Source organism: Kribbella sp. HUAS MG21 (assembly GCF_040254265.1).
Taxonomy (GTDB): domain Bacteria; phylum Actinomycetota; class Actinomycetes; order Propionibacteriales; family Kribbellaceae; genus Kribbella.
Map to the genome: position 1 here is coordinate 1,129,096 of NZ_CP158165.1, position 26,804 is coordinate 1,155,899.

Here is a 26,804-nt window from a genome sequence, read left to right on the forward strand (position 1 = left end):
ACCCGCCCCGAAGGACAGGTCCCGCTCCGGCATAGCCTACTTGGTCAGGCCCTGCATGATCTCGCGCATCAGGTTGGCGGTCTCGGACGGCGTCTTGCCGACCTTCACGCCGACGGCCTCGAGGGCCTCCTGCTTGGCGGCCGCCGTACCGGACGAGCCGGACACGATCGCGCCCGCGTGACCCATCGTCTTGCCCTCCGGCGCGGTGAACCCGGCGACGTACCCGACGACCGGCTTGGTCACGTTCTCCTTGATGAACGCGGCCGCCCGCTCCTCGGCGTCACCACCGATCTCGCCGATCATCACGATCGCGTCGGTGTCCGGGTCGTCCTGGAACGCCTGCAGCGCGTCGATGTGCGTCGTACCGATGATCGGGTCGCCACCGATCCCGATCGCCGTCGAGAACCCGAAGTCCTGCAGCTCGTACATCATCTGGTAGGTCAGCGTGCCGGACTTGCTGACCAGGCCGATCCGGCCCTGGCCCGCGATGCTGGCCGGGATGATGCCCGCGTTCGACTCGCCCGGGGTGATGATGCCGGGGCAGTTCGGGCCGATGATCCGGGTCTTGCCGGACGCCTGCGCGGCGGCGAAGAACGCCGCGGTGTCGTGCACCGGCACCCCCTCGGTGATCACCACGACCAGCGGCACCTCGGCCTCGATGGCCTCGAGTACGGCGTCCTTGGTGAACTTCGGCGGGACGAAGATGACCGACACGTTCGCGCCGGTCTCCTTCACCGCGTCGGCCACGGTGCCGAACACCGGCACCGCCTTGCCGTCGAAGTCCTGGCTCTGGCCCGCCTTGCGCGGGTTCACGCCGCCGACGATGTTGGTGCCCGAGGCGAGCATCCGGGTGGTGTGCTTGGTGCCCTCGGAGCCGGTCATGCCCTGGACGATGACCTTGCTGTCCTTGGTCAGGAAGATAGACATTGTTCGGCGATCCCTTACTTCGCAGCCAGCTCGGCGGCGCGCTTGGCGGCGCCGTCCATCGTGTCGACCCGCTCCAGACCGGCCAGGCCGGCCTCGTCGAGGATCCGGCGGCCCTCCTCGGCGTTGTTGCCGTCCAGCCGGACGACCAGCGGCTTCGTGACGGCCTCGCCGCGGCTCGACAGCAGCTCGAAGGCCTGCACGATGCCGTTCGCGACCGCGTCACAGGCGGTGATGCCGCCGAAGACGTTCACGAACACGCTCTCCACCTGCGAGTCGGAGATGATGATCTCCAGGCCGTTCGCCATCACCTCGGCGGACGCGCCGCCGCCGATGTCGAGGAAGTTCGCGGGCTTCACGCCGCCGAACTCCTCACCGGCGTACGCCACCACGTCCAGCGTCGACATGACCAGGCCGGCGCCGTTGCCGATGATGCCGACCGAGCCGTCCAGCTTCACGTAGTTCAGGCCCTTGGCCTTGGCCGCCGCCTCCAGCGGGTCGGCCGCCGCGACGTCCTCGAACTCGGCGTGCTCCGGGTGCCGGAAGTCCGCGTTCTCGTCCAGGCTGACCTTGCCGTCCAGCGCCTCGACGTTGCCGTCCTCGAGCTTGACCAGCGGGTTCACCTCGACCAGCGACGCGTCCTCGCTGATGAAGACGTCGTACAGCTTGACGATCTCCGGCGCGACCGCGTCCAGGATGTCCTCCGGGTACTTCGCCGCGCGCGCGATCTCCCGGGCCTTCGCCTCGTCGACGCCGGTCGCCGGGTCGATCGAGATCTTCGCGACCGCCTCCGGGTTGGTGTGCGCGACCTCCTCGATCTCCATGCCGCCGGCGGCGGAGGCGATGCAGAGGTAGTTGCGGTTCGCCCGGTCGATCAGGAACGAGAAGTAGTACTCCTCGGCGATCGCCGCGGCCGGGACGATGTTCAGGATCTTGACGACGTGACCCTTGATGTCCAGGCCGAGGATCTCGCGGGCCTTCTCCTCCGCCTCCTCCGGCGAGGACGCCAGCTTCACGCCGCCGGCCTTGCCGCGGCCGCCGGTCTTGACCTGGGCCTTCACGACCACCCGGCCACCGATCTTCTCGGCCGCCGCGCGGGCTTCCTCCGGAGTCGTGACGACCTCACCCACGGTCGTCCGCACTCCGTGCTTGGCGAAGACCGTCTTCGCCTGGTATTCCATCAAGTCCACGACTGTGGTCCCTCTCTCGCACCTGTTCGAGTAGGCCGCGGCAGGCGGGCTGGACCCGATAAGAGGGCACGGTCGCCGGCGCGCTCCGTCGGCCTGAGACTAGCCACCCCGCCGGGCACGGCAACAGCCGGGGTACACGCTGAGACGACTGTCACACGGCCTTCGGCCCTCGTGTCAGGCTAGTCCGCATGACCGATCCCATGCCTGACTCCGGAACCAGACCAGCTGACGACTGGTGGCGTAGCGCCGTCGTCTACCAGGTGTACCCGCGTTCGTTCGCCGACGCCGACGGCGACGGGACCGGCGACGTGAACGGGATCCGCGCCCGGCTGCCGTACCTCGCCGACCTCGGCGTCGACGCGATTTGGATCAGCCCGTGGTACCCGTCCCCGCTGCTCGACGGTGGGTACGACGTCGCGGACTACCGCGACATCAACCCGGAGTTCGGCACGCTCGCGGACGCCGACGCGCTGATCGAGGAAGCGCACGCGCTCGGTCTGCGGATCCTCATCGACCTGGTGCCGAACCACTGCTCCTGGGACCACCCGTGGTTCAAGGCGGCGCTGGCGGCGGGCAAGGGGTCGGCGGAGCGGGAGTTGTTCTGGTTCCGGGACGGGCAGGACGGGCTGCCGCCGACCAACTGGCCGGCCGCGTTCGGCGGCGGCGCCTGGCAGCAGATCGACGACGGGCAGTGGTACCTGCACCTGTTCGACATCTCGCAGCCGGACTGGAACTGGGACCACCCGAAGGTCATCGAGGAGTTCGACGCGATCCTGCGGTTCTGGTTCGACCGCGGGGTCGACGGGTTCCGGATCGACGTCGCGGACTCGATGGCGAAGGACGCCACGCTGCCCGACGTACCGCTGCACAACGGGGAGCCGACGCGGGAGAAGTACGTCGGGAACCCGTTCTACGACCAGCCGGGTGTGCACACGATCCACCAGCGCTGGCGGGCGATCGCCGACGAGTACGCCGACACGCCGCAGGGGCCGCGGGTCTTCGTGGCCGAGGCGTGGTTGTCGCCGGCCGAGCGGCTGGCGCAGTACGTCCGGCCGAACGAGCTGCACTCGGCGTTCAACTTCGACGCGCTGCGGGCGGCGTGGGACGCGAAGGAACTGCGCGAGGTCATCGACCACACCACCGAGAACCTGTGGGCGGTCGGGGCGCCGGCGACGTGGGTGCTGAGCAATCACGACACGATCCGGCACCGCACGCGCTACGGCCGCGCGCACAAGGACGCGCTGGAGGGCGCTGGCGTCGTACCGACCGATCTCGAGCTGGGTCTGCGCCGGGCGCGGGCGGCGGCGCTGCTGGAGCTGGCGCTGCCCGGTGGCGCGTACATCTACCAGGGTGACGAGCTCGGGCTGCCCGAGGTCGAGGACCTGCCCGAGGACGTGCTCGACGACCCGACCTGGGAGCGCTCGGGCCACACCGTCCGCGGCCGCGACGGCTGCCGGGTTCCGATCCCGTGGTCCGGCACCGAACCGCCGTACGGCTTCGGCCCCGGTGAGGGCCAGCCGTGGCTCCCGCAGCCGTCCGACTGGGCGCCGCTGACCGCCGAGGCCCAGACCGCCAACCCTGACAGCCACCTCAACCTCTACAAGGCAGCGCTGAAGATCCGCCGCGACCACCCCGCCCTGGGCGAAGGCCGCCTCGAATGGGACCAGGACGCCCCCGAAGGCATCCTCTCCTTCACCCGCTCCCCCAACTTCCGCTGCGTCGTCAACCTCACCGACACCCCCTACCCCCTCCCCACCCACCAAAAGCTCCTCCTGACCAGCAGCCCCCTCACCGACACCCTCCCCCCAAACACCACCGCCTGGCTCGAGGTGTGACCACCGGCTGCGTAGCCCGCCGGGTAAGCCCCCGCGTGCTACGCAGCGCTCCCGCCCACCCCCGGCTGCCGCCGGTGCATTCCTTTCCGGCTACCGCCGGGAGTTGTGTGCTGCCGCCCGCGCCCGACAACGAGGCCCTACCCGGGCAACCGGCTCCGTCCGAGTACGGTCCACCGCTGAGTGCAGCAAGGATGAGCCTTTGGCGCTCGCCAGAGGCTGCACATATACTGAGCGTGCCGAGGCGGTAGCTGAGGAAGTGGACCCGGGAGCCAGCCGGACGACTGGTCGCCCGGGTTTCGCGCTTCCTGGCAGCTTGTTCTAGGACAGCTCGGTGACGCTGCCGAGGAGTCCCTCCACTCGCCGCCGCCAGTCGCCTCCCCGGCCGTAAGCCCATGCGACCGCGTCCGCCGCCCAGAGCATCGGCTCCGCCGACGGCACCGAGTGCAGGAAGACGAAGCGGCCGGGCACGGCAAGCCGGTTGCTGATCGGCTGCACGATCTGCTGATCGCGGCGGTCCTGATTACACGACTCGATCACGAGGCGCGTGACGCCGAGAACCAGCAGTTGGGGAACAAGCGCGCGCGGGCACTGATCCCGGCCGTCGCGGATCGGCCGGCCCGCCACCGAGGCCCGGTGTAGGTAGACCTGGATACCCAGCCCGGTCAAGATGCTGAGAATTTCGCGCCGGCGACTGTCGTTCTCGTCACGCATGTGGAGGCACCGCTGACCGGGTTTGCAGAGCTCCAGAAGTTTGCCCCGGGCAATTGACAGGTCGTCGGTCGGGATCACGGCGGCGGACAACAGGTAGCCGTTGCGGATCGACTCGTCGACGAAGGCGTGGGCGGCGGACACGGAGAGTCACTTTAGATCTGCGATCAGCTAGTCGCCAAACCCATCAGCACCAGCAGAACGGCCGGAGCCCGAGGGCTCCGGCCGTTGGTGTTATCTCAGGCGGGCTGCGCGGTCGCGATCTTCGCGGTCGCGTCTGTCGCGGTCGTCCCGGTCGCGTCGTTCCCGGTCTTCCCGGTCCCGGCGGTCGCGGTCCTCCCGGTCCCGGCGGGCGCGGTCTTCGCGCTCCCGCCGGTCGCGGTTGAACCAACTCACTTCACGCCACCTGCCGTGAGGCCGGCGACGATGCGGCGCTGGAAGATCAGGACCGCGATCACCAGCGGGATCGTGACCACCACGCCGGCGGCCATCTGGGTGCCGAACGGCTGGTCGAAGCCCGAGATGCCGGTGAACTTGGAGATCGCGACGTTCGCGGTCTGGATCTCCTTCTTGTTCACCATGCTGAGCGCGATCAGGAACTCGTTCCAGGCGGCGATGAAGGTGATGATCGCCGTCGTGAACACACCCGGCGCGGCCAGCGGCAGGATCACCTTGCGGAACGCCTGTGCCGGCGTGCAGCCGTCGACCATCGCGGCCTGCTCCAGCTCCCGCGGCATCTGCCGGAAGAACGTGGTCAGCGTCCAGACCGCCAGCGGCAGCGCGAACGACAGGCTGGGCACGATCATCGCCTGGTAGGTGTTGATCCACTTGATGTCGATGAACAGCTTCAGCAGCGGGATGACCAGCGAGATCCCCGGGAACATCGACGTGGTGATGATGATCGCCAGCACCACGTTCTTGAACCGGAAGTCCAGCCGGGCCAGCGTGTACGCCGCGATCAGGCCGATGATCAGCACCAGGATCGTCGTCACCCCGGCCACGATCAGGCTGTTCAGCAGAGCCCGGCCGAAGCCGACGCCCTCACCGAAGACCGCCTTCAGGTTGTCGAGCGACCACGGCGACGGCAGCAGCGAGTTGTCGAACTGGTCCAGCGGACGCCGGAACGCCGACACGAACATCCAGTAGAACGGCAGCAGGCAGTACAGCACGATCGCTGCCACCCCGAGCAGCGGCAGGTAGCGGCGTACCGGGCTCGCCTCGGCGGCCTTGATGTTGGTGCTCATGAGACGCTGCCTCCTCCGTGCGTCGAACCGGCCATCGCGACGGTGTTCGCCCCGGGTGGCGCGGCGTCCTTGCTCTTGCCCCGGCGCTTGCCGTTCGGCTTGCGCTTCACGGCGTCACCGAGGATGTCGGCGCCCAGCAGCTTCACGAACACGTACGCCACCAGCGCGACGTACAGGAACAGGATCGTCGCGTACGCCGCGGCCGGTCCGTACCTCGTGTTCGACGCCTCGTCGTACGCGAGCATCGACAGCGTCTCGACCGAGTCCTTGTTCGCGCCGACCAGCACGAACGGCAGGTCGAAGATCCGCAGCGTGTCGAGGATGCGGAACAGCACCGCCACGAGCAGCGCCGGCTTCACCAGCGGCAGCGTGATCCGGAGGAACTGCTGCCACGCGTTCGCGCCGTCGACCTTGGCGGCCTCGTACACCTCGTCCGGGATCGTCTGCAGGCCGGCGAGGGTGAGCAGGCCGATGAACGGCGCGGTCTTCCAGGTGTCCGCGATGATCACCGACAGCACCGACTGCCAGCCCTCGGTCGACCACAGGATCTGGGTGCCGAGCAGGGCGTTGGCGGCGCCGTCGGCCTGGAAGATCCACTTCCAGAGCAGCGCCGACACGACGGTCGGGATCGCCCACGGGACCAGGATGCTGGCCCGGACGATGGCCCGGCCCTTGAACGCCTTGTGCATCACCAAGGCCATCGCGACACCCAGGATGGTCTCCAGGACCACCATGGTGACGGTGAAGAACGTGGTGTTGTAGAAGGCGTTCCAGAAGCGCTCTCCGGTCTCGCCGGAGAAGATGGCGGTGTAGTTGTCGAGCCCGACGAACTGCGAGCCCTCGACGACGAAGCCCTCGTCGTCGATCTGCTGGCCGCTCGTGTACAAGGACTCGCGCAGCGCCGAGATGATCGGGTAGACGACCACCAGGGCGAGGACGATCAGGGTGGGCGACAACAGGATCGCCGCCAACCGGCCGGTGCCCTCGTTGAACGACGTCCGGCGCCGGGATTTCTGCGGTTGCTTCGAGGGCCGCTCAGCGAGCTGGGCGGTTGCACTCATCTCTGTCTCCTTCTCTGTGCCTGCCGGAGCAGGCAGCGACAGGCCGGGGCCGGTGCGCAGGTGTAGCTGCCACGCACCGGCCCCGCCACTTTCGTCATTGAGTGATGAGCGAGCTCAGCTTGGTCTGCAACTGGCTGAGCGCATCCTTCGGCGGGGTCGCGCCGGTGAGGGCGCCGTACGCCGCCTCCTGGATGGCCGTGGTGACGTCGCCGTACTTGACCACCTTCGGCCGCGACTTCGCGGTCTCGATCGAGGCCTTCAGCGGGGCCAGGTACGGGAACTGCTTGTTCAGCGCCGGGTCCTCGTACAGCGAGGCCCAGGTCGGCGCCTGCGAGGTCTTCTCGATGTTCGCCTTCTGGCGCTCCTCGCTGGACATGAACTTGATGAAGTCCGCGGCGGTCGCCTTGTTCTTGGTGAACTCGGAGATCGCGTAGTTGTGGCCACCGAGGGTGGACACGCCCGCCCCCTTCAGGCCCGGCAGCGGCGCGACCGCGAACTTGCCGGCGATCTTCGACGACCCGTCGGTCTTGCCGGCGAGCGCGTACACGTACGGCCAGTTGCGGTGGAAGAGCAGGTTGCCCTCCTGGAACGCGCGACGGCCTTCCTCTTCCTTGTAGGTGATCGCGGCCTTCGGCATGAAGCCCGTCTTGAAGCCCTCGGTCAGGGCGGTCAGGCCGGCCAGCGCCTCGGGGGTGTCGACATTCGGCTTACCGTCGTCACCGACCACGACGCCACCGGCACCGTTGATCGCCTCGGAGAAGTTCACCGTCAGGCCTTCGTACTTCTCGAACTGGCCCGCGTAGCAGTTGATGCTCTTGGCCTCCGGCAGCGCCTTCACCTTGGCGCAGGCGGCGACCATCTCTTCCCAGGTCTTCGGCGGCTGTACGCCGGCCTTGTCGAGGAGGTCCTTGCGGTAGTACAGCAGCCCGCCGTCCGACGTCACCGGGACGGCGTACAGCTTGTCGCGGTACTTCGCGGTGTCGACCGTGGACGGCAGCAGCTTGCCCAGGTCCGGGAACTGGTCTTCCGGCAACTGCGTGACCCAGCGGTTCGCGGCGAACTCGGCGGTCCAGACCACGTCCAGGTTCAGCACGCTGAACGCGTCCGACTTCGCCTGGGCGTTCTGGATCATCTGCTGCCGCTGGCCGTCCGCGGACTCCGGAAGTTCCTTGATCTCGACCTTCTCGTCCGGGTGCTGCGCGTTCCACGCGGCGACCTGGTTCGTCAGGTTCCCGGAGGTGTCCTTGCCGGTGGCGAAGGTGATCGGGCCGCGGCCCTCGAGCGCGCCGCCGTTCGACGACCCGCCGTCCCCGCCGCCGCTTCCGTCGTCACCACCACACGCGGTCGCCAGCAGCGCCAGGCTGCTCGCGACGGCCACGAAGGCCGCCCGGCGTGTGTGTGATCGTTCAAACCTCATCGTTTACCTGCCCTCTCCCGATGGGACATCGCTTGGGTCCTGCGTCAGCAGGTCGCAGTCCCCCACCGCGCTGCGATCCGCCCTGTCCGGACAGTAACCGAGAACCGGCCGATGTGTTCTGAGCCACACACAGCCGCGCCCGACGGTCTCTGAAACGGACAGCCGCATGGCTGTATGCGACCGCGTTTGGGAAGCCCGCACAACCAGGTATTTCTTAACGATTCGGTATTACTGATTAGTAACCTAGCTGAACCGGGCAGGACTGTTCAGAACGACTCCAAGCAGTCGTCATCACGCTCCGGAGCGGATGCGGTACTCCGGAACGCCCCGAGGCGCTGCGCTCAGGCCGGGGAGGCGGAGGCGTCGCCGACGTTCGAGCGGACCCACTCGACGATCTCGGTGGTGGTCGCGCCGGGAGTAAAGATCTTGTGCACGCCGAGCTCGGCCAGCGGCGCCAGGTCGGCGTCCGGGATGATCCCGCCGCCGAACACCACGATGTCCTCGGCCTCGCGCTCGGCGAGCAGTTCGCGCACCCGCTTGAACAGCGTCATGTGCGCGCCGGACAGCACCGACAGCCCGATCGCGTCCGCGTCCTCGGCGATCGCGGTCTCCACGATCTGCTCCGGGGTCTGGTGCAGGCCGGTGTAGATGACCTCCATGCCGGCGTCGCGCAGCGCGCGGGCGACGACCTTGGCACCGCGGTCGTGACCGTCCAGACCAGGCTTGGCGACGACGACGCGCAACGGGCTCGCAGCAGGCATGAGGGCAGGCTAACCGCTGCGCCGCGCGCCGATAAGACACGGAGCCGTGTGTTCCCCGACACGCCTGGTGGGAACCGGTTACCTTGGAAGAGAGATCGGACCACCGGGGGGTCTGGTTTTGTGAGGAGGGGCCCATGGGTTCCTGGCAGGACGAGGTCCGCGGCGCGCTCGACGGACTCGCGTACGGCGCCCGCTCGGCCCTCTCGCCCAGGGTGCTGCACGGCGCCGCCGTCGAGCTCGGCTGGCTGACCACCCACCTCGCGATGTACCCGCTCGGCCTGGTCGGCGGCGGCACGCCCGCGTTGCCCGCGCGGCTGAACCTGGCCGGTCTCGGCCCGGCGCAGCGCGGCCTGCTGGTCAGCGACGTCCGCGCAGCCGGAACGCCGATCCTGCTCGCGCATGGGATCATCGACAACCACACGATCTTCGCGCTGATGCGCCGGCAGCTGCTGCGCCGCGGGTTCAGCGGCCTGCACACGTTCTCGTACTCCCCGCTGACGCTGGACGTACGCCGTACCGCCGAGCGGATGGGCCGCGAGATCGAGGCGATCTGCGAGGCGACCGGGTCGGACCAGGTCCACGTGATCGGGCACAGCCTCGGCGGCCTGATCGCGCGGTACTACGTCCAGCGCCTCGGCGGCGACGCCCGCGTCCACACCTGCGTCACGCTCGGTACGCCGCACCAGGGCACCGTCGCGGCCAAGCTGCTGCCGTGGCCGCTGGTCAAGCAGGTCCGCCCGGACAGCGACCTGATGGCCGAACTGGCCGAGCCGGCGCCGGACTGCCGGACCCGGTTCGTCGCGTTCTACAGCGACGTCGACCAGCTGATCGTGCCGCAGCGGCGGGCCCGGATCAGGCACCCCGACCTGCTGGCGAGTAATGTCCGGGTCCACGGCGTGGGCCACCTGTCCCTGCCGTTCCACGGCGAGGTCGTACACCGCATCACCGGCGTACTGGCCCACCTGGACGACGAAGAGCCCAGAACTGCCTGATCAGGAAGCTTTCTGCGCGCTTCCGGCTGATGCACGTGCAGCCGCTCATGCAAAAGTTTCGTGAAGGAGCCGCGGAAAAGTGGGTGGCAGGGTTTGTCACCCCGTGACCCTTCCGTTATGGTCTGTGAGTCCTCCCGGGGAATAAACCCTCCAGGAGGGCGGAGAAGAGTCTCTGACCCGTCTCCAAGCCCCTCCCCTGTGACCGAAAGGCCACGTTGTGTCCCAGCACCGTGCCGCGGGAGACCGCGTCACGCCCGGCAATGCTGCGCGCAAGCCCGGCGCAGGACGTCATAGTGCCAAGCATCGCGTTGCCAGGCGTAGTACCCCCAGCAGTACCCAGATCGTCGGATTGACCGCCGCGCTCGCCGCGGCAGCCGGAGCTGTCGGCTTCAGCCACAGCTCGCTGGCGTCACCGACCCAGGCGAACTCCGCGGTCAATCTGGCCGCGCTGAGCCTGGACAGCGGGCAGCAGCTGTCGGGGATCACCACGGCACGCATCCAGGCACGGCAGCTCGCCACCCGGGACTCCTCCCGCGTCCAGCTGGCCGACACGACCAAGACCAAGAAGCAGTCCGCGGCCGCCAAGCTGGCGCAGGCCCGGGCCGCGAAGCTGAACGTCACCCAGGCCCTCACCGCGAAGCGCGCGAACGCGCTGGCCGCCGCGAAGGCCAAGGCCGAGGCCGCCGAGAAGAAGGCCCGCGAGTCGGCCACCCGCTGCGAGATGATGCTCTCCGGCTACCACATCACCGCCACGTTCGGGCAGGGCGGCAGCCGCTGGGCCCGCAACCACACCGGCACCGACTTCGCCGCCCCGATCGGGACCCGGATCAGCTCCGTGATGAAGGGCGTGGTGATCTTCGCCGACTGGGCCGGCCCGTACGGCCGCCAGGTCCAGGTCCGGCACGAGGACGGCACCGTCACCTGGTACAACCACATGTCGAAGTTCAGCGTCGAGGTCGGCGAGACCGTGTACGCCGGTGACCAGGTCGGCGCGGTCGGGATGACCGGCAACACCACCGGGCCGCACCTGCACTTCGAGGTCCGCCCGGACAACGGCGAGCCGATCAACCCGATGTCCTGGCTGCGCAACCACTGCGGCCTGAACCCGTAATTCCCGAGCACCGTCTCCGGAACCCTCGCTAAGCTGCGGCGCATGCGTCCGGCAGCGGGTGAGGTCCTGCACTTCTCCGAAGATCCGACGATCGAGATCTTCCGGCCCCACGTCGCGAAGACCGCGCAGCAGGCCACGGCGTACGTCTGGGCCGTCGGCCACGACCGGGCCCCCGACTACTGGTTCCCGCGCCAATGCCCGCGCGCGATGGCCTGGGTCGGACCCAACACCACTCCCGAGGACCGCGACCGGATCATCGGCGCCGGCTCCGGCACCCGCGTGCACGCCGTCGAGTACGGCTGGCTGGACGCGATGCGCTCGGTCGAGTTGTACGCCTACCGGCTGCCGTCCGGCGCCTTCGTCGAGCACGACGCGGCCTTCGTCGCGACGACCGACGTACGGCCGCTCGGTCCGCCGGAGCGGGTCGGGGACCTGTTCGAACTGCACGACGAGGCCGGGATCCAGTTGCGGGTCCTGAACCGGCTGCACGACTTCTGGGCCGAGACGACCGCGAGCACGCTCGAGTGGAGCGGTATCCGGCTCCGGAACGCACGGCCATGAGGTACGGCGAGGTCGCGGAGCGGTCCTGGTCGTGGGTGCTGGGCCAGGTCCGGTGGGACGACGACGGGCCGTGGATCCCGGAGGCCGGCGACGGCGAGAAGCCGGACGAGTACGTCGCGGGGATGCACAGCGGGGTCGGCGGGCTGGGGCACGTGCTCGCGGAGATCAAGCTCGGCAGACCGTGGACGCCTGCGGAACAAGAGCTTGCCGAGGGCATCGCCGCCCGGATCCGTGGCGCAATCCCAGCTGACACCACCATCACGTTCTTCGACGGTCTGGTGAGCTACATCGGGTCCCTGACCGCGCTCGGCGAACCCGGTTCGGCTGCTGCTTTGGACCGGCTGGCCGCACTCGTCGACGACGAGCACGGCGGCTGGGCGCAGTCGTTCCTGGAGCCCCCGAAGTACCACGAGAACGCCCGCTGCAACGACGCCACCCTCGGTACCGCATCGGTGCTGATGGGCGCCTTGTGGGCTCTCCGGCAGAGCCCGAACGTCACAGCCCGGCGTCTGGGCGGATGGAGTGCTGACTGGCTGCTTGCGGAGCAGGAGGTCACGCCGGCCGGGCTGAACTGGCTCTTCGTGCCGCGGCGGTTCTACACCGTGGAGCCGACCGAGATGCCGAACTTCTCGCACGGGCTGGCCGGGATCGTGGCGGTGCTCGCGGTGGCCGGCGTCGAGCTCGACCGGCCGGAGCTGGTCGACGCGGCGCGGCGTGGGGCTGAGCACCTGGTGACGATCGGCATCACCGACGAGAAGGGCTTCCGGGTGCCGCGGGTGATCCCGTGGTCGGAGCGGCACGGGGACGAATACACCTTCAACTGGTGTCACGGCGGCGCCGGCACCGCGGCGGCGTTCAGCGCCCTCGAGTACGCCGCCGTACCGGAGATCGCCGGTGAAACGCCCGCGATCTGGCGCCGCCGCTGCCTCGACAGCGTCCGGTACTCCGGGATCCCCGAGCGCCTGCATCCGGGCTTCTGGGACAACGACGGCCGCTGCTGCGGTACGGCCGGCGTCGGCGACGCGTTCCTCGACACCTGGCTCCGCGACGGCGACGAGCGAGACCTGGAGTTCGCCGGACGGCTGGGTGACACGCTGGTCGACCACGCCCGCCCGGAGGGGTACTGGCGCTTCGTCGAGCACCGCAACGAGGATCCCCTGCTGCCTCCGGGCGTCGGCTGGATGCAGGGTGCGGCCGGCATCGCGGCGTACCTGTTCCGGCTCCAGCGGGCGGTCGACGGCGACCGGCGCGCGGTCGCGCGGATGGAGAACTGGTGGACCCTCACACGGTGATCACGACCTTGCCGCGGGCGTGCCCCGCCTCGACGTAGCGGATCGCCTCGGCGGCGGCTGACAGCGGGTAGGTCCGGTCGACGACCGGGGTGAGCCGGCCGGCTTCGGCGTACTCGCGTAACGCCGTGAGGTTGGCGCGGCTGGGAACAGCGCTGAACACCTCGATGCGCTGCGCAACGAACGGCGCCGCGAGCTGTCCGCGGACGATCAGCGCGAGCGGACCGAACACACTGCCGCCGCCGTACAGCCCGCCACCCGAGAGCAGAAGCGCGCCGCGGCGAACCAGGACCCGCCGCAACGCTGTCAGCGACCGGTTGCCGACGAGATCGAGTACGACGTCGTACCGCCGCCCCAGCCGGCTGAAGTCCGAGGTCGTGTAGTCCACGACGTCGTCGGCGCCGAGCGAGGCGACCAGGTCGACGTTCCTGCTGCTGCAGACGGCCGTCACCGTCGCGCCGAGCGCCTTGCCGAGCTGGACCGCGAATGTGCCGACCCCGCCGGCCGCGCCGTTGATCAGGACCCGCTGACCCGCCTGCACTTTCGCGGTGTCGTGCAGCCCGACCAGCGCGGTGTTCGCCGCCAGCGGCAGCGCGGCTGCCTCCTCGAAGCTGAGGTTGGCCGGTTTCGCGGCGACCCGGTCCTGCGGTACGGCGACGTACTCCGCGAACGCCCCCGGCGCCTCGCCGTACACCTCGTGCCCTACCTGGAGGTCGACGCCCGCGCCGACCGCTTCCACCCGGCCGGCGAAGTCCGTGCCGCGGATCGGTACGTTCGGCCGCCGCCAGCCGAGGTCGGCGGACGGGCGGGCGACGTACGGATCGCCGCGGAGCACATGCCAGTCGCGCGCGTTGACCGACGCCGCCTCGACCCGCACCAGCACCTCTCCGGCGGCAGGTCGCGGCTTCTCCACGTCGGCGAACGCCAGGACGTCGGGTGATCCGTACTCGTGCTGGACGATGGCCTTCATCCCACTCCCCCTTACAACGTAAGTCTCCTTACGACGTAAGGTTGCCTTACGCCGTAAGGGGCGTCAAGAGGTCAGCCGGGGTACGGCGTCAGCGCCGCCGGGCGAGGCCGTCGAGCAGCAGGTCGAGCGCGAACTCGAACTCGGCCTGGTCGTCGCACCAGCCGATCGTGCTGTCCGGGTCGTCGTGCGCGATCTCCGCCACCATGCCGACCAGGTGCGGGACCTGGTCCGCCACGTCCCGCAGCATTCGCTCCGACCCCGGATCCGCACCGGCGGCCGGGTCGAAGAGCTCCTGGGAGAACCCGAGCGCCCGGCTGCCCAGCGCGTGCAGCGCGTGATGGGCGAGGTCGTACGAGAACCCGCCCGCGCGCATCAACCCGACCAGCTGGTCGTGGTACTTGATCACCGCGAGGCTCATCGTGGTCCGGGTCTCGAACAGCCGCGGCGCCCACGGGTGCTTCAGCATCACCTCGCGCGCCCCCAGGATCCGGCGGCGCATCGCCTGCTGCCAGCCGTCGTCCGGTACGGCGGTGCGCTCGACGAGCTCGTCGATCTCGGCCATCACCAGGTCGACGAGGCCGTCGAGCAGGTCGCCCTTGTTGGCGACGTGGTGGTAGAGCGACATCGCCTCGGCGCCGACCGCCTCGCCGACCTTCCGCATCGTGACCGCCTCGAGGCCGTCGGCGTCGGCGATCGCGGCCGCGGCCCGGAGCACCAGGTCGCGGCTCAGCGGGGCCCGCGGGTTCGCCTGTGCCACGTCCGTCCCTTCCAACGCTGGGGCTTACAGCGTAAGGGACAGGTCAGCGCTGCCAGACCTCGGCCGTGGTGAGGAACGCGGACGAGCCCGGCTTGTCCGGCGAGCCGTCGACCTGCACGAACCCCGGCACCGAGGCGCCGCCGATCGAGACGGTCGCGGAGCGGACCGGGGCGATCACCAGGCTGAGGCTGTGGTTGCCCTCGGCGAGCTGGAAGTTGTCGGTCGCGAACAGCCGTCGGTCCAGCACACCGCTCATCTCGATCTGGATGTCCGCGGCCTTCGCGCTCAGCCCGTCGGCCAGGTTCATCGAGACCTGCACCAGGTCCCGCTCGACCGCCGGCTCGTGCCACGGCAGGCCCTGGACCTCGAGGAACGAGCGCACGAAGTACCGCTCCAGCCAGGCCGCCAGGTCGACGTCCTCGGAGACCACCCGGACGATCCCGTCGAACCAGAGCACGACCGCCGTACCGGAGCCGCGGATCGACCAGTCGACCATCCAGATCGAGGCGTACGCCGTGACCTTGCCGTTCTCGTCGAACAGCCGGAGCCCAGGATTCGCTCCCGCCAGGATGATCCGGCGGTTACTGGCCGACGACTTGGACATGGGGGGCGCGCTTCCGGGAGGGGCCGAAGATCCTCGATTGTCTCAATCTCCGGGTCAGATGCAACGCAGAAGTCCAAGAAGTTGACTTAGATCTTCTCGACCGGCGCGTAACGCAGGAGCAAACGCTTGACGCCTTCGGACCCGAAGTCGATGTCCGCCTGGGCCTGCTGACCCTCGCCGCGGACGACCACGACGGTGCCCATCCCGAAGCTGTCGTGGACCACCCGGTCGCCCGGATTCAGGCTGATCACCGGCTTGTCGGAGGCGGTCCGCCGGGCCGGTTCGTACCGGCTGGGGATGCCGCTGCCGCGGGTGGTGCCAGTGCCGGACCAGCGGGTGATCGCGGACTCGTCGCGGCGCCAGTCGAGCAGCTCGGCCGGGATCTCCTCGAGGAACCGGGACGGCGGGTTGTGCTGCGGAGCGCCGTACGCCGAACGGACCGCCGCGCGCGAGATCGCGAGCCGCTGCCGGGCCCGGGTGATGCCGACGTACGCGAGCCGGCGCTCCTCCTCGAGCTCCTTCAGGTCGGTGAGCGAGCGGGAGTGCGGGAAGACGCCGTCCTCCATGCCGGTCAGGAACACCACCGGGAACTCCAGGCCCTTCGCGGTGTGCAGGGTCATCAACGTGACCACACCGCCGTCGGCGGCCGCGTCCGGGATCTGGTCGGCGTCGGCGACCAGCGAGATCCGCTCCAGGAACGCCTGCAGGTCGGAGGGCTCGCCGGCGGCGGTGCGCTCCTCGACGAACTCGCGGGCCACGCTGACAAACTCGTCCAGGTTCTCCAGGCGGGTCTCGTCCTGCGGGTCCGGGGACTTCTGCAGCGTCTCGTAGTACCCCGAACGGTGCAGCGCGACGTCCAGGATGTCGTCCGGCGGCGCGCCCGAGTCCACCATCGCGGTCAGCTCGTCCAGGATGTCCACGAACGCCTGCACCGCGTTGACCGAGCGCGAGGCCATCGCCGGCGCGTCCTGCGCCCGGCGCATCGCCTGCGCGAACGAGATCCGGTCCCGCGCGGCCAGCGCCTCGATCGCGGCCTCGGCCCGGTCGCCGATGCCGCGCTTCGGCTCGTTCATGATCCGGCGCAGCGAGACCGTGTCCTCCGGGTTCACCAGCACCCGCAGGTACGCGAGCGCGTCGCGGACCTCCTTGCGCTCGTAGAACCGGACGCCGCCGACCACCTTGTACGGATGGCCGGTGCGGATGAAGACCTCTTCGAAGACCCGGGACTGCGCGTTGGTCCGGTAGAACACCGCGACGTCGGACGGCTTGATCCCCTCCGCGTCGGTGAGCCGGTCGATCTCGTCGGCGACGAACTGCGCCTCGTCGTGCTCGTTGTCGGCGACGTACACCGCGATCTGCTCGCCCTGCCCCTGGTCGGACCAGAGGTTCTTCGCCTTCCGGCCCTCATTGCGGGCGATCACCGCGTTGGCCGCGGTCAGGATCGTCTGGGTGGAGCGGTAGTTCTGCTCCAGCAGGATCGTCTCGGCGCCGGCGAAGTCCTCCTCGAACGCGAGGATGTTGCGGATCGTGGCCCCGCGGAACGCGTAGATCGACTGGTCCGAGTCACCGACCACCATCAGCTCGGCCGGCGGCGCCGTCGGGCCGTTGTAGTCCGCCGGATCCTCGCCGCACAGCTCGCGGATCAAGGTGTACTGCGCGTGGTTGGTGTCCTGGTACTCGTCGACGAGGACGTGGCGGAAGCGGCGCCGGTAGTACTCCCGGACCTCCGGGAAGGCCTGCAGCAGGTTGACCGTGGTCATCAGCAGGTCGTCGAAGTCCAGCGCATTCGCCTGCGCGAGCCGCTCCTGGTAGATCCGGTAGCACTCGGCGTACGTCTCCTCGAGATGGTTCTCCGCCTTCGCGGCGGCCGTCTCGTGGTCGATCAGCTCGTTCTTCTGGGTGCTGATCCAGTTCAGCACGGCGCGCGGGTTGTACCGCTTCACGTCCAGGTCGAGCTCGCGGCAGACCAGCGTCATCAGCCGGCGCGAGTCGGTGTCGTCGTAGATCGAGAACGTCGAGCTGATCCCGAACCGCTTGATGTCGCGGCGCAGGATCCGCACACACGAGCTGTGGAAGGTCGAGACCCACATCAGCTTCGCCCGCGGGCCGACCAGGTCGACGACGCGCTCGCGCATCTCGGCGGCGGCCTTGTTCGTGAACGTGATGGCCAGGATCGAGCCGGGATGCGCGTCCCGGGCGGCCAGCAGGTACGCGATCCGGCGGGTCAGCACGCGGGTCTTGCCCGACCCCGCGCCGGCGACCACCAGCAGCGGCTTGCCGGCGTGCACGACGGCCGCCCGCTGCTGCGGGTTCAGCCCCTCGAGCAGCTTCTCCGGGTCGGTCCGGGACGTCGTCGGCTCCTCCAGCGGCACCGGGAGCTCATCAGGCGAGAACAGCGTAGTCATCACCCAACACCTTAGGCGCTCCCCCCGACAGTTACCGAAAACCGGTTCGAACCGCGGGTCCCGGGCTGCGAGGATCGGCCCCGTGGACGCCTCGGAACTGCGGTACGACGACCTGGTGGACCGGGTCGAGGTCCTCTACGGCGAGCAGCAGTACGGCGCCGCGGTCGAGCTGCTGGACGCGGAGAGCGCCGGGCTGGAGGTATGGTCCGCCGAACTCGCCCACCTGAAGGCGTGCCTGCTAGGCGCGGCCGGCGACGCCGACGCAGCGCTGCGGGTGTTGCAGGAGGCGAGTACGGCGGGCGCATGGTGGCGACCGGAGATCCTCACCGAGGACGACGACCTGACCGCCCTCCGGGACCGTCCCGAGTTGCGGGAACTGGTCGGAGTGTCGGAGGCACGCGCAACGAACGAACCGGCCCGGCCGCTCATCGCACTTCCCTCGGGTGAAGCTGTTGGGATCGTGGTTGCGTTGCACGGGGCGGGGCAGCGGGCGGAGCATGCGCTTCGGGATTGGGCGGGGGTGCTCGAGCTCGGGTATGCGCTCGTTTGCGTGCAGTCGTCGTACCGGATATCGCCGATGTATCGCACCTGGCCGGACCCGGAGCAGGCCCGGGCGGACATCGCCCGCGCCCTCGCCGAGCTGCCGGCGCACGGACTGCCGGTGGGTGGGCGGCTGCCGGTCGTTGCGGCGGGGTTCTCGGCTGGTGGGCGGGTGGCGCTCGACTGGGCGTTCAGCGGGGAGCCGGTGCCGGTGGACGGCGTGCTCGCGATGGCTCCCGCCCTGCGCCGGCTGCCGGACCGCCGGGAACTAGGGCCGTTGTCGCCGGCAACGATCTGGATCGGCGCCGACGACGATCTGCTCGAGGTCGTGGACGCCGCGGCCGACCAGCTGACCGGCATCACGATCGAGCGGATCCCAGGTCTGGGACACGCCTTCCCGGCCGACTTCGCGGCGGAGTTGGCGAAGGTCCTCTGAACGCGTTTGCTGTGGGCAGAGTTGCCGACAGCAGAAAAGCTGGGCCCGGCCGTTCCCGCCGGTCAGGGTGGATGACATGGCAGATGAGATGAAACCGCCGCTGTTCAACGAGACCGCCCGGCAGCGGCTGCTCGGGCAGCGGATCGTCGTACTGGACGGCGTACTCGACGACGACAACGGGACCCTGATCGCCAGCCAGATCATGTCGCTGGCGGCTGAGGACCCGGACACCGACATCGCGTTGTGGATCCACTCGCCCGGCGGCTCGGTGCCGTCGATGCTGGCGATCCGGGACGTGATGCGGCTGGTGCCGTGCGACGTGTCGACGCTGGCGATCGGGCTGGCGTGCAGCGCCGGGCAGTTCCTGCTCTCGGCCGGTACGCCGGGCAAGCGCTACGCCCTCCGGCACGCGCGGGTACTGATGCACCAGGGCTCGGCCGGGATCGGCGGCTCCGCGGTGGAGATCGAGATCCAGGCGAACGACCTGCGGCACATCCGCGACACCGTCCTGGGGCTGATCGCGAGCGACACCGGGCAGTCGTTCGAGACCGTGCACGAGGACTCGCGGCACGACCACTGGTACACCGCGGAACAGGCCCGCGAGTACGGCTTCATCGACCACATCGTCGAGTCCTTCGACCAGGTGATGCCCAGGAGGGCGGCGGCATGAGCACCTACACCATCCCGAACGTGATCGCCCAGCACCCGCGGGGCGAGCGGATCATGGACGTCTACTCGCACCTGCTGGCCGAGCGGATCATCTACATCGGCACCGGGATCGACGCCGGCGTCGCGAACGCGCTGATCGCGCAGCTCCTGCACCTGGAGGCGGACAAGCCGGACCAGGAGATCAGGATCTTCATCAACTGCGAGGGCGGAGACATGACCGCGATGCTCGCGATCTACGACACGATGCAGTACATCCAGTCCCCGATCGCGACGTTCTGCGTCGGGCAGGCGATCTCCGCGGGCGCGGTCCTGCTGGCGGCCGGTACGCCGGGCAGCCGGGCGGTCCTGCCGCACGCGCGGATCGTGCTGCACCAGCCGGCCGGGCGCGGTCAGGGCACCATCCCGGACCTGATCCTGCAGGCGGACGAGGTGGTCCGGGTTCGCGGCCAGGTCGAGGAAATCCTCGCGCGGCACACCGGCCAGACCGTCGAGCGCCTCCGGCACGACACCGACCGGGACCACGTGCTGACCGCGCAGAGCGCCAAGGAGTACGGCATTGTCGACCACGTGATCGCCGAACGCACCCCGCTCCCTGCCTTGGCCTGAGCCGATCCCCAGGCCATCACAATCACGCCGCCACCGATCGCCACCGGTTGGCGAGGCCGGGCGCCTCGGATTGTGATGGCCTGGAGATCGCTACCCCACCGCCGCCAGCACCTTGTCGGCCACGGCGGCGTGGTGGGCGAGGTCCGGCTTCGGCCGGCCGACCCGGTTGGTCAGCAGCGCGTAGGCGATCTGGCGATCCGGGTCGGCCCAGCCGACGCAGCAGTTGCTGCCGTTGTGGCCGAACGCCCGCGGGCTGCTCAACGACCCCAGCGACGACACCGCGCCCTCCATCCAGCGCGGCCCGCCGAGCTGGAACCCTTGCGACCAGCGGATCGGCGCCCGCGCGACCGGGTCGTACTCCCCCTCGCTGCTCGGCTCCACCGCGACCGCCAGCGACTCCGGCCGCAACAGCCGGCCGTCCAGCAACGTCTGGTAGAACGCGGCCAGCTCCCGCGCCGTGGTCGAGATCCCGGCCGCCGGTACGACGGCCTCGCGGGTACTGCGCTTGTTCACGACGGACTGGATGAACGGCCCGACCGGACCGGTCGCCCTGATCGGGACGTGCCGGCCCCACAAGTCCGGTGGCAGGCCGAGGTACGTCTCCTCGGTACCGACCGGCTCGAGGACGGAACGCCGTACCAGCTCGTCGATCGGCAGCCCGGTGCACCGCCGCGCGACCTCGCCGAGGATGAACCCGAACGCCAGCGGGCTGTAGGCGACGGTGCCGATCGGCCACCGGGGCCTGGTGTCCTCGATCCGGCGCAGCGACCGGTCCCAGTCGGTCATCGCGCGGAGCTCCCCGACGTACGACCCGGCGCTCGACACCCCGGACCGGTGCCGCAGTACCTCGCGGACGGTGATCTCGCGCTTGCCGTTGCGCGCGAACTCGGGCCAGTACGCCGCCACTGCGTCGTCCAGGTGCAACCGGCCGGATTCGACCAGCTGGTGGATGACGACGGCGAGGTACGGCTTGCTCGCGGAGAAGAGCCAGAACAACGCGTTCGGTGAACACCCGAAGGAGCGGTCGAGCACCACCCGGCCGTGCCGGACGACGCACAGTTGCGCGGCCGCGCCGCGGGCCTCGACCAGCTCGACCGCCTCCGCCAGCCGGTCCGCGTCGAAGCCGGCGTCGCGCGGGTCGCACGTGCCACCGAACTCCATGAATTCCACTGTGCCCATCTGGGCAAGCAGCTATGGTCTGGGCTGTGACTGTGCCTCAGGCGGACCCGCGGCCGGACAGCGAGATCGAGCGTGTCCTGGTGGTTGTCGCGCACCCCGACGACATCGATTTCGGCGGCGCCGGGACGGTCGCGCTGTGGACCAAGGCCGGGATCGACGTCCAGTACTGCATCGTCACCGACGGGCAGGCGGGCGGTTTCGAACCGGAGCGCGACCGCGCCGAGATCCCCGGCGTACGACGGGCCGAGCAGACGGCCGCCGCGCAGCACGTCGGGGTCCACGAGCTGCACTTCCTCGGGTACCAGGACGGCGCCGTCGAGCCGACCGCGCAGCTGGTCCGCGACATCAGCCGGGTGATCCGCCAGGTCCGCCCGCAACGGCTGCTGACCCAGTCGCCGGAACGCTCGTGGCACCGCCTGCAGGTCTCGCACCCCGACCACATGGCCGCCGCCGAGGCGGCCGTCCGCGCGTTCTACCCGGCAGCGGGCAACCCGTACGCGTACTCGGACCTCGACGAGGAGGCGTGGGACGTCGGCGAACTCTGGATGATGGACCACCCGACCGCGAACCACTACGTCGACATCACCGACACGTTCGACCAGAAGCTGGCCGCCCTGATGTCCCACACCAGCCAGCACCGCGACCCCGACGGCCTCCGCACCGCCATCCGAGCCAACTTCGCCCAGGTAGCCACCACCTTCGGCCTCCCACCCAACCACTACGCCGAAGCCTTCACCGTCGTCCGCGTGTGACCTTAATCCGGTTGCCCCGTGGCAGCCTGGGCTGGAAGGTGCAGCCATGACGATTGCTTATGCGGTGACCGGGCAGGGCCCGGATCTGTTGCTGGTGCACGCGGGGGTGGCCGATTCGCGGATGTGGGCTCGGCAGGTGGCGGAGCTGAAGGCCGATCATCGCGTGATCACGCTCGACCTGCGCGGGTACGGCGAGACGACCTTGGAGCCGGGTGCGAAGTACTCCGACGCGGGCGACCTGCTCGCGCTGCTCGAGGAGCTCGGCGCGCGGGACGTGATCGCGGTCGGGGCGTCGTACGGCGGGTACGTCGTACAGCAGGTCGCGAGCCGGCGGCCGGAGCTCTTCTCGCGGCTCGTGCTGATCTGCGCGCCGACCGACAACGTGCAGCCGGACGACGAAGTACGCGCGGTCTGGGCCGAGGAGAACGCGCTGCTCGAGGCCGGCGACGTCGACGGCGCGACCGAGCTCACCGTCCGCCGCTGGATCGGCCCCGAGGCCGACGACGAGGCCCGCGAACTGCTGCGCGTGATGCAGAAGCGCGCGTACGACGTACAGCTGGCCGCGGGTGACGTGGACAACGAGGAATGGCCGGTCGAGCCGGAGAAGATCAGCGCGCCCGTGCGACTGATCACGGGCGCGCATGACTTCGCGTTCTTCACCGACAGCGCGGACTACCTCGCCGAACGGCTGCCGGCGGCCGAGCGGATCGACCTCCCGTGGGCCGGCCACCTGCCGACCCTGGAGCGTCCGTCCGAAGCGCTGAGTCTGATCCGCTAGGCCTGATCGGCCAGCGCACCCATCGGGTCCCACGCGGGGAGCACGATCGGCTCGTCGTCCAGGCGGGCCTGGAGCTCGGCCGGCAGTGCGGAGCGGCGGACGGCGATCTCGAAGACGTGCTCGCCGAACCACGAGTCGTTCATGGTCCAGAAGCCGCTGTCGGCCTTCTCGTCGCCCCACGAGTTCTCGACCCGCCAGCGCCGCGGCTTGCCGTCCACCACGTCGACGCCGGTGAACAGCATCGCGTGTGTCATCAGCGTCTCGTGGTGCACCAGCCGCTCGGCCTTGTCCAGCGTGAACTCGGTGTCGTACACCGAGCCGTAGTCGTACAGGTTGGCGTCCCAGAAGCCGAGGTCGGCGTTCATCTGCTTGCCGACGTCGCAGCCGAACCAGACCGGCTCGCCGCCGACGATCGCGTCCTGCGTGAGCTGCTTCATCAGGTCGATGTCGACGTTCAGGTACACCACCGGCGGGGCGTCGATGACGTTGCCGAGGAAGTCGACGGTGAAGGTCTTGCCGACCGGGCTGGTCGCGCGCGGGTCGTGCACGAGGCACACGTACTCGTCGACGGGCAGCTGCACGTACGCCGCCGCGAACTCGGTCGGGGTGGTCCAGCCGTCGCGGTGGAAGCCCTTGTCGCTGTCCTTCCACTGCCAGAGGAACTTCTGCGGCGGCGTCCCGAGGTGGATGCTCAGCACCCGGTGCACGGTGGTCAGGATCTCGCGCTTGCGGTCGCGGCGCGCCTCGTCGCCGTCGAGCGCCCGCAGGTCGCGCGCGCCCTGGCGGAGCAGCTTGCGCAGTACGTCGTTCATCTGCGCGGTCGCGGACGAGCTCTCGGTCTCCGGCATCGCCGACTTCGGCACCAGGCCGTGCTTGCGGACCAGCGCGACGAACATGTTCCACTGGCCGCCGTCACCGATCGGGTCGGACAGCAGGTGCGCGACGGTCCGGTCGTCGGCGTCCCGGCCGGCGGTCTCGATGATCGCCTCGAGGAAGAAGTTCGAACGCTCGAACTTGTCCCAGAACAGCAGGTAGTTCTGGGAGAACTCGAAGTCCTTGACGCCGAGCTTCTCGGCCGCGCCGGCCCGGAGCAGGTTCAGCCCGGCGAACAGCCAGCAGCGGCCGCTCTTCTTCTGGTTTGTCACCTTCCAGTCGTCCAGCAGATGGGACACCGAATGGTCCATCGAGGTGACGATCTGGCGATCCAGGGCAAGGCTGTTGACCGGCGTCTGCGTGACGGCGTTCTGCATCACCCGGTACTGCGGGTTCGACGCGAACTCCTTCTCGAAGAGCGCGAGCTGATCGGCTGTGAGATTCCGCTCCATAAGAGTCGACGGTATAACAGCCGCCCAACGCGGACCGCCGTACCGGAGTGGCGGATCGATGCCAGGACCGAAACGCGCCACCGGCGGACTCTTGCGCTACTCTAATTGAAAACGACATTCAACAAAGGAGAGGCGCCATGGCACGACGGCCGGCCCCGACCGGGAAGCGGAAGCCGAAGCAGAACCCGCTGGACCGCGACGGCATCACCTACATCGACTACAAGGACACCGCGCTGCTGCGGAAGTTCATCTCCGACCGCGGCAAGATCCGGTCGCGCCGGGTCACCGGCCTGACACCACAGCAGCAGAAGCAGGTAGCCCGCGCGATCAAGAACGCCCGCGAAATGGCCCTGCTCCCCTACACCTCGAGCGGTCGCTAGACGAGGCGGCGGTCGGTGGCCCAGCGGGTGAGTTCGTGGCGGTTCGAGAGCTGGAGTTTCCGGAGTACCGAGGAGACGTGGGTCTCGACGGTCTTCACCGAGATGAACAGCTCCCGCGCGACCTCCTTGTAGGCGTAGCCGCGGGCGATCAGCCGCAGGACCTCGCGCTCGCGCTGGGAGAGCCGGTCCAGGTCCTCGTCCACCGACGCGATGTCGATCGCGCCCGAGAACGCGTCCAGCACGAACCCCGCCAGCCGCGGCGAGAACACCGCATCGCCCTCGGCGACCCGGTTGATCGCGTCGACCAGCTCGGTGCCGGAGATGTTCTTGGTCACGTACCCGCGGGCGCCGGCCCGGATCACGCCGATCACGTCCTCGGCGGCGTCCGACACCGACAGCGCCAGGAACTTGACGTCCGGGTGCCGCTGGTGGACCTGCTTCATCACCTCGGTGCCACCGCCGCCGGGCAGGTGGACGTCGAGCAGCACGACGTCGGGCTCGGTGCCGACGATCGCCTTCACCGCGGTGTCGACGTCTGATCCCTCCCCGACGATGTCGACCGCGGCGCCGATCTCGCTGCGTACCCCGGCCCGGAACATGTCGTGATCGTCGACGACGACAACCCGCCTGCTGCTCATCTGTCCATCTCCAGTCGCACTTCGGTCCCTGTCTCCGGATCGGACCGCACCGTCGCGCGGCCGCCGTGCCGTTCCATCCTGCCCATCACACTGTGCCGCAAGCCGAGCCGGTCGTCCGGGACCTCGTCGACGTCGAAGCCCTTGCCGCGGTCGCGGACGAACATCTCCACCCGGTCGCCGTCCACCTCGACGAACACGTCGATCTTCGCAGCACCCGAGTGCTTGGCCGCGTTCACCATCGACTCCCGGGCGGCCCGCACCATCGAGGCCAGCGGCTCGGTCAGGTCGCAGTCGCCGACCGTGACCACCTCGATCGGGACGCCGTGCGAGTCCTCGACCTCGGCGGCCGCCTGCTTCGCGGCGCCCGCGATCGTCTGGTCCGCGTGCGCGTCCTCGTCGTACAGCCAGGACCGCAGCTCGCGCTCCTGCGAACGTGCCAGCCGGGCGACCGCCTTCGGGTCGTCCGCCTGCTTCTGGATCAGCGCCAGCGTCTGCAGCACCGAGTCGTGCAGGTGCGCGGCCATGTCGGCGCGCTCCTGGGAGCGGACCCGTTCGGCGCGCTCGGCGTTCAGGTCGCGGGTCAGCCGGTGCACCCAGGGCCCGGCGATGACCCCGATCCCGACCACCGCGAGCAGCAGCGCGATCAGGACGTCGCCGACCATCGAGAGCCGGCCGTTCTGCACCAGGAACAAGGTGACCGCGGTGCCGATCAGCACCAGCCCGACGCCGATCCGGATCAGCGACTTCCAGCCGCCCTTGCCGAGTACCAGGCCCAGGATCGGGACCCGGATGTCCTGGGTCCACTTGTCCTTCTGGCTCTCGTCCGCCTGCCGCCAGATCAGCGCCAGACCGGTCGCGGCGAACACCAGCGGCCAGAACAGCTTCCCGGCGATCCCGAGTCCGGCGACCTGCAGCAGGATCAGCAGTCCGGCGCCGATGGCCACGAGCGCGGGCAGTTGGCCGCGGCTCTTCTCCCGCTTCCGCTGCTTCGCCTCGGCGACGGGCGCCGGCGGCTCGTCGGTCCGCAGTCCGCTGCGCGTGTGCGCGGCCAGGCCCGGAGCGGTCGGCATGGTCTCCGGGGCGAGCGGCATCAGGAACCACAGCGCCGCGTAGATCAGCACGCCGAAGCCGCCGAACACCGTGGTCGCGATCAGCACCAGCCGTACGACGGTGTCGGACACGCCGAGGTGATCCGCCACGCCACCGGCCACACCGGCGACGACACGGCCCTCGGTACGCCGGTACGCCCGACGCACCGGCCCGTCGGCGGAGGGCCGGGGCGGGATGCCTGAGTACGGCGGGTAGGGCGGGGTCCCGTACTGCGCACCGCCCGGATTCGCGTACTGCGCTCCGCCCGGGCCGCCGTACTGCTGCTGGTTGCCCATCCGCGCGGCGTAGGCGGCGTACGGTCCTTGGTACTGCCCCGGTCCCTGCGGGCCCCAGCCCTTGTAGCGCCACTGGTCCTGGTTCTGCCCAGGGGTCGGCTCGGGCTGACCTCCGTGCGCGGAGGTTCCGCCCGGCGGCGCTGCTGCTGGCTGGCTCATCACCACCGATCGTCACATGCGGACCGGCCCGACACCAGCAGGCTTGTCCCCGGCCGCCTCCTCAGCGCGCGCCCGCCCGGCTCAGGGTCCGCTCGGGGACAACCCCGAAATCTCACGACTCCGGGGGT

General features: G+C 69.5%; 26 protein-coding genes. 11 read left to right on the forward strand and 15 right to left on the reverse strand.

Annotation, left to right across the window (positions count from 1 at the left end; translation table 11 throughout):
• Nucleotides 1-36 precede the first annotated feature (36 nt).
• Entirely contained in the window at nucleotides 37-927 is an 891-nt protein-coding gene (sucD, locus tag ABN611_RS05480) for a succinate--CoA ligase subunit alpha (RefSeq protein WP_350278677.1), read from the reverse strand.
• Nucleotides 928-941: 14 nt separating this feature from the next.
• Nucleotides 942-2,114: an ADP-forming succinate--CoA ligase subunit beta gene (gene sucC / locus ABN611_RS05485; RefSeq protein WP_350278678.1), complete on the reverse strand. Its 1,173-nt coding sequence runs from the start codon at nucleotides 2,112-2,114 to the stop codon at nucleotides 942-944.
• 200 nt (nucleotides 2,115-2,314) lie between these two features.
• Between sucC and ABN611_RS05490 the strand changes: the two genes are divergently transcribed.
• A complete protein-coding gene (locus ABN611_RS05490) occupies nucleotides 2,315-3,949 on the forward strand; it encodes an alpha-amylase family glycosyl hydrolase (protein ID WP_350281597.1) in 1,635 nt (544 codons plus the stop codon).
• A 318-nt stretch (nucleotides 3,950-4,267) separates the two neighbouring features.
• On the opposite strand, the gene ABN611_RS05495 is transcribed toward ABN611_RS05490, so the two are convergent.
• The 5 genes from ABN611_RS05495 to ABN611_RS05515 form a co-directional block, all read right to left on the reverse strand.
• Complete coding sequence (locus ABN611_RS05495) at nucleotides 4,268-4,801, reverse strand: hypothetical protein (RefSeq protein ID WP_350278679.1); 534 nt, start codon at nucleotides 4,799-4,801, stop codon at nucleotides 4,268-4,270.
• Between the two features lie 248 nt (nucleotides 4,802-5,049).
• Complete coding sequence (locus ABN611_RS05500; RefSeq protein ID WP_350278680.1) at nucleotides 5,050-5,901, reverse strand: carbohydrate ABC transporter permease; 852 nt, start codon at nucleotides 5,899-5,901, stop codon at nucleotides 5,050-5,052.
• On the reverse strand, nucleotides 5,898-6,962 hold the full coding sequence (locus ABN611_RS05505) for a sugar ABC transporter permease (RefSeq protein ID WP_350278681.1): 1,065 nt from the start codon (nucleotides 6,960-6,962) through the stop codon (nucleotides 5,898-5,900). Before ABN611_RS05505 ends, ABN611_RS05500 begins: the two co-directional genes overlap by 4 nt.
• A 94-nt stretch (nucleotides 6,963-7,056) precedes the next feature.
• Nucleotides 7,057-8,379 (reverse strand): ABC transporter substrate-binding protein, encoded by a 1,323-nt coding sequence (locus ABN611_RS05510; RefSeq protein ID WP_350278682.1) that lies wholly within the window; start codon nucleotides 8,377-8,379, stop codon nucleotides 7,057-7,059.
• A gap of 341 nt (nucleotides 8,380-8,720) precedes the next feature.
• Entirely contained in the window at nucleotides 8,721-9,140 is a 420-nt protein-coding gene (locus ABN611_RS05515) for a cobalamin B12-binding domain-containing protein (protein WP_350278683.1), read from the reverse strand.
• 134 nt (nucleotides 9,141-9,274) lie between these two features.
• Here ABN611_RS05515 and ABN611_RS05520 point away from each other — a divergent pair, with 134 nt between their 5' ends.
• From ABN611_RS05520 to ABN611_RS05535, 4 genes are all read left to right on the forward strand, one after another.
• Nucleotides 9,275-10,132 carry an alpha/beta fold hydrolase gene (locus ABN611_RS05520; RefSeq protein ID WP_350278684.1) on the forward strand — a complete coding sequence of 286 codons (858 nt, stop codon included), beginning with the start codon at nucleotides 9,275-9,277 and terminating at the stop codon, nucleotides 10,130-10,132.
• Between the two features lie 349 nt (nucleotides 10,133-10,481).
• Entirely contained in the window at nucleotides 10,482-11,243 is a 762-nt protein-coding gene (locus ABN611_RS05525) for a M23 family metallopeptidase (RefSeq protein WP_350278685.1), read from the forward strand.
• Nucleotides 11,244-11,285: 42 nt separating this feature from the next.
• Nucleotides 11,286-11,804, forward strand: coding sequence for a DUF6886 family protein (locus tag ABN611_RS05530; RefSeq protein ID WP_350278686.1), 519 nt, complete (start codon nucleotides 11,286-11,288; stop codon nucleotides 11,802-11,804).
• Nucleotides 11,801-13,096 (forward strand): lanthionine synthetase LanC family protein, encoded by a 1,296-nt coding sequence (locus tag ABN611_RS05535; protein WP_350278687.1) that lies wholly within the window; start codon nucleotides 11,801-11,803, stop codon nucleotides 13,094-13,096. The genes ABN611_RS05530 and ABN611_RS05535 overlap by 4 nt, the downstream gene beginning before the upstream one ends.
• On the opposite strand, the gene ABN611_RS05540 is transcribed toward ABN611_RS05535, so the two are convergent.
• From ABN611_RS05540 to pcrA, 4 genes are all read right to left on the reverse strand, one after another.
• Entirely contained in the window at nucleotides 13,086-14,063 is a 978-nt protein-coding gene (locus ABN611_RS05540) for an NAD(P)-dependent alcohol dehydrogenase (protein WP_350278688.1), read from the reverse strand. The genes ABN611_RS05535 and ABN611_RS05540 overlap by 11 nt on opposite strands.
• 88 nt (nucleotides 14,064-14,151) lie before the next feature.
• Nucleotides 14,152-14,820, reverse strand: a complete 669-nt coding sequence (locus ABN611_RS05545) for a TetR/AcrR family transcriptional regulator C-terminal domain-containing protein (RefSeq protein ID WP_350278689.1) — start codon at nucleotides 14,818-14,820, stop codon at nucleotides 14,152-14,154.
• Nucleotides 14,821-14,863: 43 nt separating this feature from the next.
• The gene (locus ABN611_RS05550; protein WP_350278690.1) at nucleotides 14,864-15,424 is read right to left on the reverse strand and encodes a hypothetical protein; all 561 of its coding nucleotides are present in this window, start codon (nucleotides 15,422-15,424) and stop codon (nucleotides 14,864-14,866) included.
• An 86-nt stretch (nucleotides 15,425-15,510) separates the two neighbouring features.
• Nucleotides 15,511-17,829, reverse strand: coding sequence for a DNA helicase PcrA (gene pcrA / locus ABN611_RS05555; protein ID WP_350278691.1), 2,319 nt, complete (start codon nucleotides 17,827-17,829; stop codon nucleotides 15,511-15,513).
• A gap of 82 nt (nucleotides 17,830-17,911) precedes the next feature.
• Here pcrA and ABN611_RS05560 point away from each other — a divergent pair, with 82 nt between their 5' ends.
• From ABN611_RS05560 to ABN611_RS05570, 3 genes are all read left to right on the forward strand, one after another.
• The gene (locus ABN611_RS05560; RefSeq protein ID WP_350278692.1) at nucleotides 17,912-18,805 is read left to right on the forward strand and encodes a phospholipase; all 894 of its coding nucleotides are present in this window, start codon (nucleotides 17,912-17,914) and stop codon (nucleotides 18,803-18,805) included.
• Nucleotides 18,806-18,881: 76 nt separating this feature from the next.
• On the forward strand, nucleotides 18,882-19,475 hold the full coding sequence (locus ABN611_RS05565) for an ATP-dependent Clp protease proteolytic subunit (protein WP_350278693.1): 594 nt from the start codon (nucleotides 18,882-18,884) through the stop codon (nucleotides 19,473-19,475).
• Nucleotides 19,472-20,080, forward strand: a complete 609-nt coding sequence (locus ABN611_RS05570) for an ATP-dependent Clp protease proteolytic subunit (protein ID WP_350278694.1) — start codon at nucleotides 19,472-19,474, stop codon at nucleotides 20,078-20,080. Before ABN611_RS05565 ends, ABN611_RS05570 begins: the two co-directional genes overlap by 4 nt.
• A gap of 90 nt (nucleotides 20,081-20,170) precedes the next feature.
• On the opposite strand, the gene ABN611_RS05575 is transcribed toward ABN611_RS05570, so the two are convergent.
• A complete protein-coding gene (locus ABN611_RS05575; protein ID WP_350278695.1) occupies nucleotides 20,171-21,241 on the reverse strand; it encodes a serine hydrolase domain-containing protein in 1,071 nt (356 codons plus the stop codon).
• 44 nt (nucleotides 21,242-21,285) lie between these two features.
• On the opposite strand from ABN611_RS05575, the gene ABN611_RS05580 reads away from it, so the two are divergent.
• Together ABN611_RS05580 and ABN611_RS05585 are read left to right on the forward strand one after the other, a co-directional pair.
• Nucleotides 21,286-22,011, forward strand: coding sequence for a PIG-L deacetylase family protein (locus ABN611_RS05580; RefSeq protein WP_350278696.1), 726 nt, complete (start codon nucleotides 21,286-21,288; stop codon nucleotides 22,009-22,011).
• 46 nt (nucleotides 22,012-22,057) lie between these two features.
• Complete coding sequence (locus tag ABN611_RS05585; protein WP_350278697.1) at nucleotides 22,058-22,789, forward strand: alpha/beta hydrolase; 732 nt, start codon at nucleotides 22,058-22,060, stop codon at nucleotides 22,787-22,789.
• Here ABN611_RS05585 and ABN611_RS05590 read toward each other — a convergent pair.
• The gene (locus tag ABN611_RS05590; protein WP_350278698.1) at nucleotides 22,786-24,114 is read right to left on the reverse strand and encodes a C1 family peptidase; all 1,329 of its coding nucleotides are present in this window, start codon (nucleotides 24,112-24,114) and stop codon (nucleotides 22,786-22,788) included. The genes ABN611_RS05585 and ABN611_RS05590 overlap by 4 nt on opposite strands.
• Nucleotides 24,115-24,251: 137 nt before the next feature.
• Between ABN611_RS05590 and rpsR the strand changes: the two genes are divergently transcribed.
• Nucleotides 24,252-24,494 (forward strand): 30S ribosomal protein S18, encoded by a 243-nt coding sequence (rpsR, locus tag ABN611_RS05595; RefSeq protein ID WP_350278699.1) that lies wholly within the window; start codon nucleotides 24,252-24,254, stop codon nucleotides 24,492-24,494.
• Here the strand turns inward: rpsR and ABN611_RS05600 are convergent.
• Entirely contained in the window at nucleotides 24,491-25,132 is a 642-nt protein-coding gene (locus tag ABN611_RS05600; protein ID WP_350278700.1) for a response regulator transcription factor, read from the reverse strand. The two genes, rpsR and ABN611_RS05600, sit on opposite strands and share 4 nt — an antisense overlap.
• On the reverse strand, nucleotides 25,129-26,676 hold the full coding sequence (locus ABN611_RS05605) for a PspC domain-containing protein (RefSeq protein ID WP_350278701.1): 1,548 nt from the start codon (nucleotides 26,674-26,676) through the stop codon (nucleotides 25,129-25,131). The genes ABN611_RS05600 and ABN611_RS05605 overlap by 4 nt, the downstream gene beginning before the upstream one ends.
• Nucleotides 26,677-26,804: the final 128 nt, after the last annotated feature.

Coding starts and splice junctions, on each gene's coding strand:
- sucD (WP_350278677.1), bottom strand. CDS start 927: ATGTCTATCTTCCTGACCAAGGACAGCAAGGTCATCGTCCAGGGCATG.
- ABN611_RS05490 (WP_350281597.1), top strand. CDS start 2,315: ATGCCTGACTCCGGAACCAGACCAGCTGACGACTGGTGGCGTAGCGCC.
- ABN611_RS05500 (WP_350278680.1), bottom strand. CDS start 5,901: ATGAGCACCAACATCAAGGCCGCCGAGGCGAGCCCGGTACGCCGCTAC.
- ABN611_RS05505 (WP_350278681.1), bottom strand. CDS start 6,962: ATGAGTGCAACCGCCCAGCTCGCTGAGCGGCCCTCGAAGCAACCGCAG.
- ABN611_RS05510 (WP_350278682.1), bottom strand. CDS start 8,379: ATGAGGTTTGAACGATCACACACACGCCGGGCGGCCTTCGTGGCCGTC.
- ABN611_RS05515 (WP_350278683.1), bottom strand. CDS start 9,140: ATGCCTGCTGCGAGCCCGTTGCGCGTCGTCGTCGCCAAGCCTGGTCTG.
- ABN611_RS05520 (WP_350278684.1), top strand. CDS start 9,275: ATGGGTTCCTGGCAGGACGAGGTCCGCGGCGCGCTCGACGGACTCGCG.
- ABN611_RS05530 (WP_350278686.1), top strand. CDS start 11,286: ATGCGTCCGGCAGCGGGTGAGGTCCTGCACTTCTCCGAAGATCCGACG.
- ABN611_RS05535 (WP_350278687.1), top strand. CDS start 11,801: ATGAGGTACGGCGAGGTCGCGGAGCGGTCCTGGTCGTGGGTGCTGGGC.
- ABN611_RS05540 (WP_350278688.1), bottom strand. CDS start 14,063: ATGAAGGCCATCGTCCAGCACGAGTACGGATCACCCGACGTCCTGGCG.
- ABN611_RS05550 (WP_350278690.1), bottom strand. CDS start 15,424: ATGTCCAAGTCGTCGGCCAGTAACCGCCGGATCATCCTGGCGGGAGCG.
- pcrA (WP_350278691.1), bottom strand. CDS start 17,829: ATGACTACGCTGTTCTCGCCTGATGAGCTCCCGGTGCCGCTGGAGGAG.
- ABN611_RS05565 (WP_350278693.1), top strand. CDS start 18,882: ATGGCAGATGAGATGAAACCGCCGCTGTTCAACGAGACCGCCCGGCAG.
- ABN611_RS05570 (WP_350278694.1), top strand. CDS start 19,472: ATGAGCACCTACACCATCCCGAACGTGATCGCCCAGCACCCGCGGGGC.
- ABN611_RS05575 (WP_350278695.1), bottom strand. CDS start 21,241: ATGGAGTTCGGTGGCACGTGCGACCCGCGCGACGCCGGCTTCGACGCG.
- ABN611_RS05585 (WP_350278697.1), top strand. CDS start 22,058: ATGACGATTGCTTATGCGGTGACCGGGCAGGGCCCGGATCTGTTGCTG.
- ABN611_RS05590 (WP_350278698.1), bottom strand. CDS start 24,114: ATGGAGCGGAATCTCACAGCCGATCAGCTCGCGCTCTTCGAGAAGGAG.
- rpsR (WP_350278699.1), top strand. CDS start 24,252: ATGGCACGACGGCCGGCCCCGACCGGGAAGCGGAAGCCGAAGCAGAAC.
- ABN611_RS05600 (WP_350278700.1), bottom strand. CDS start 25,132: ATGAGCAGCAGGCGGGTTGTCGTCGTCGACGATCACGACATGTTCCGG.
- ABN611_RS05605 (WP_350278701.1), bottom strand. CDS start 26,676: ATGAGCCAGCCAGCAGCAGCGCCGCCGGGCGGAACCTCCGCGCACGGA.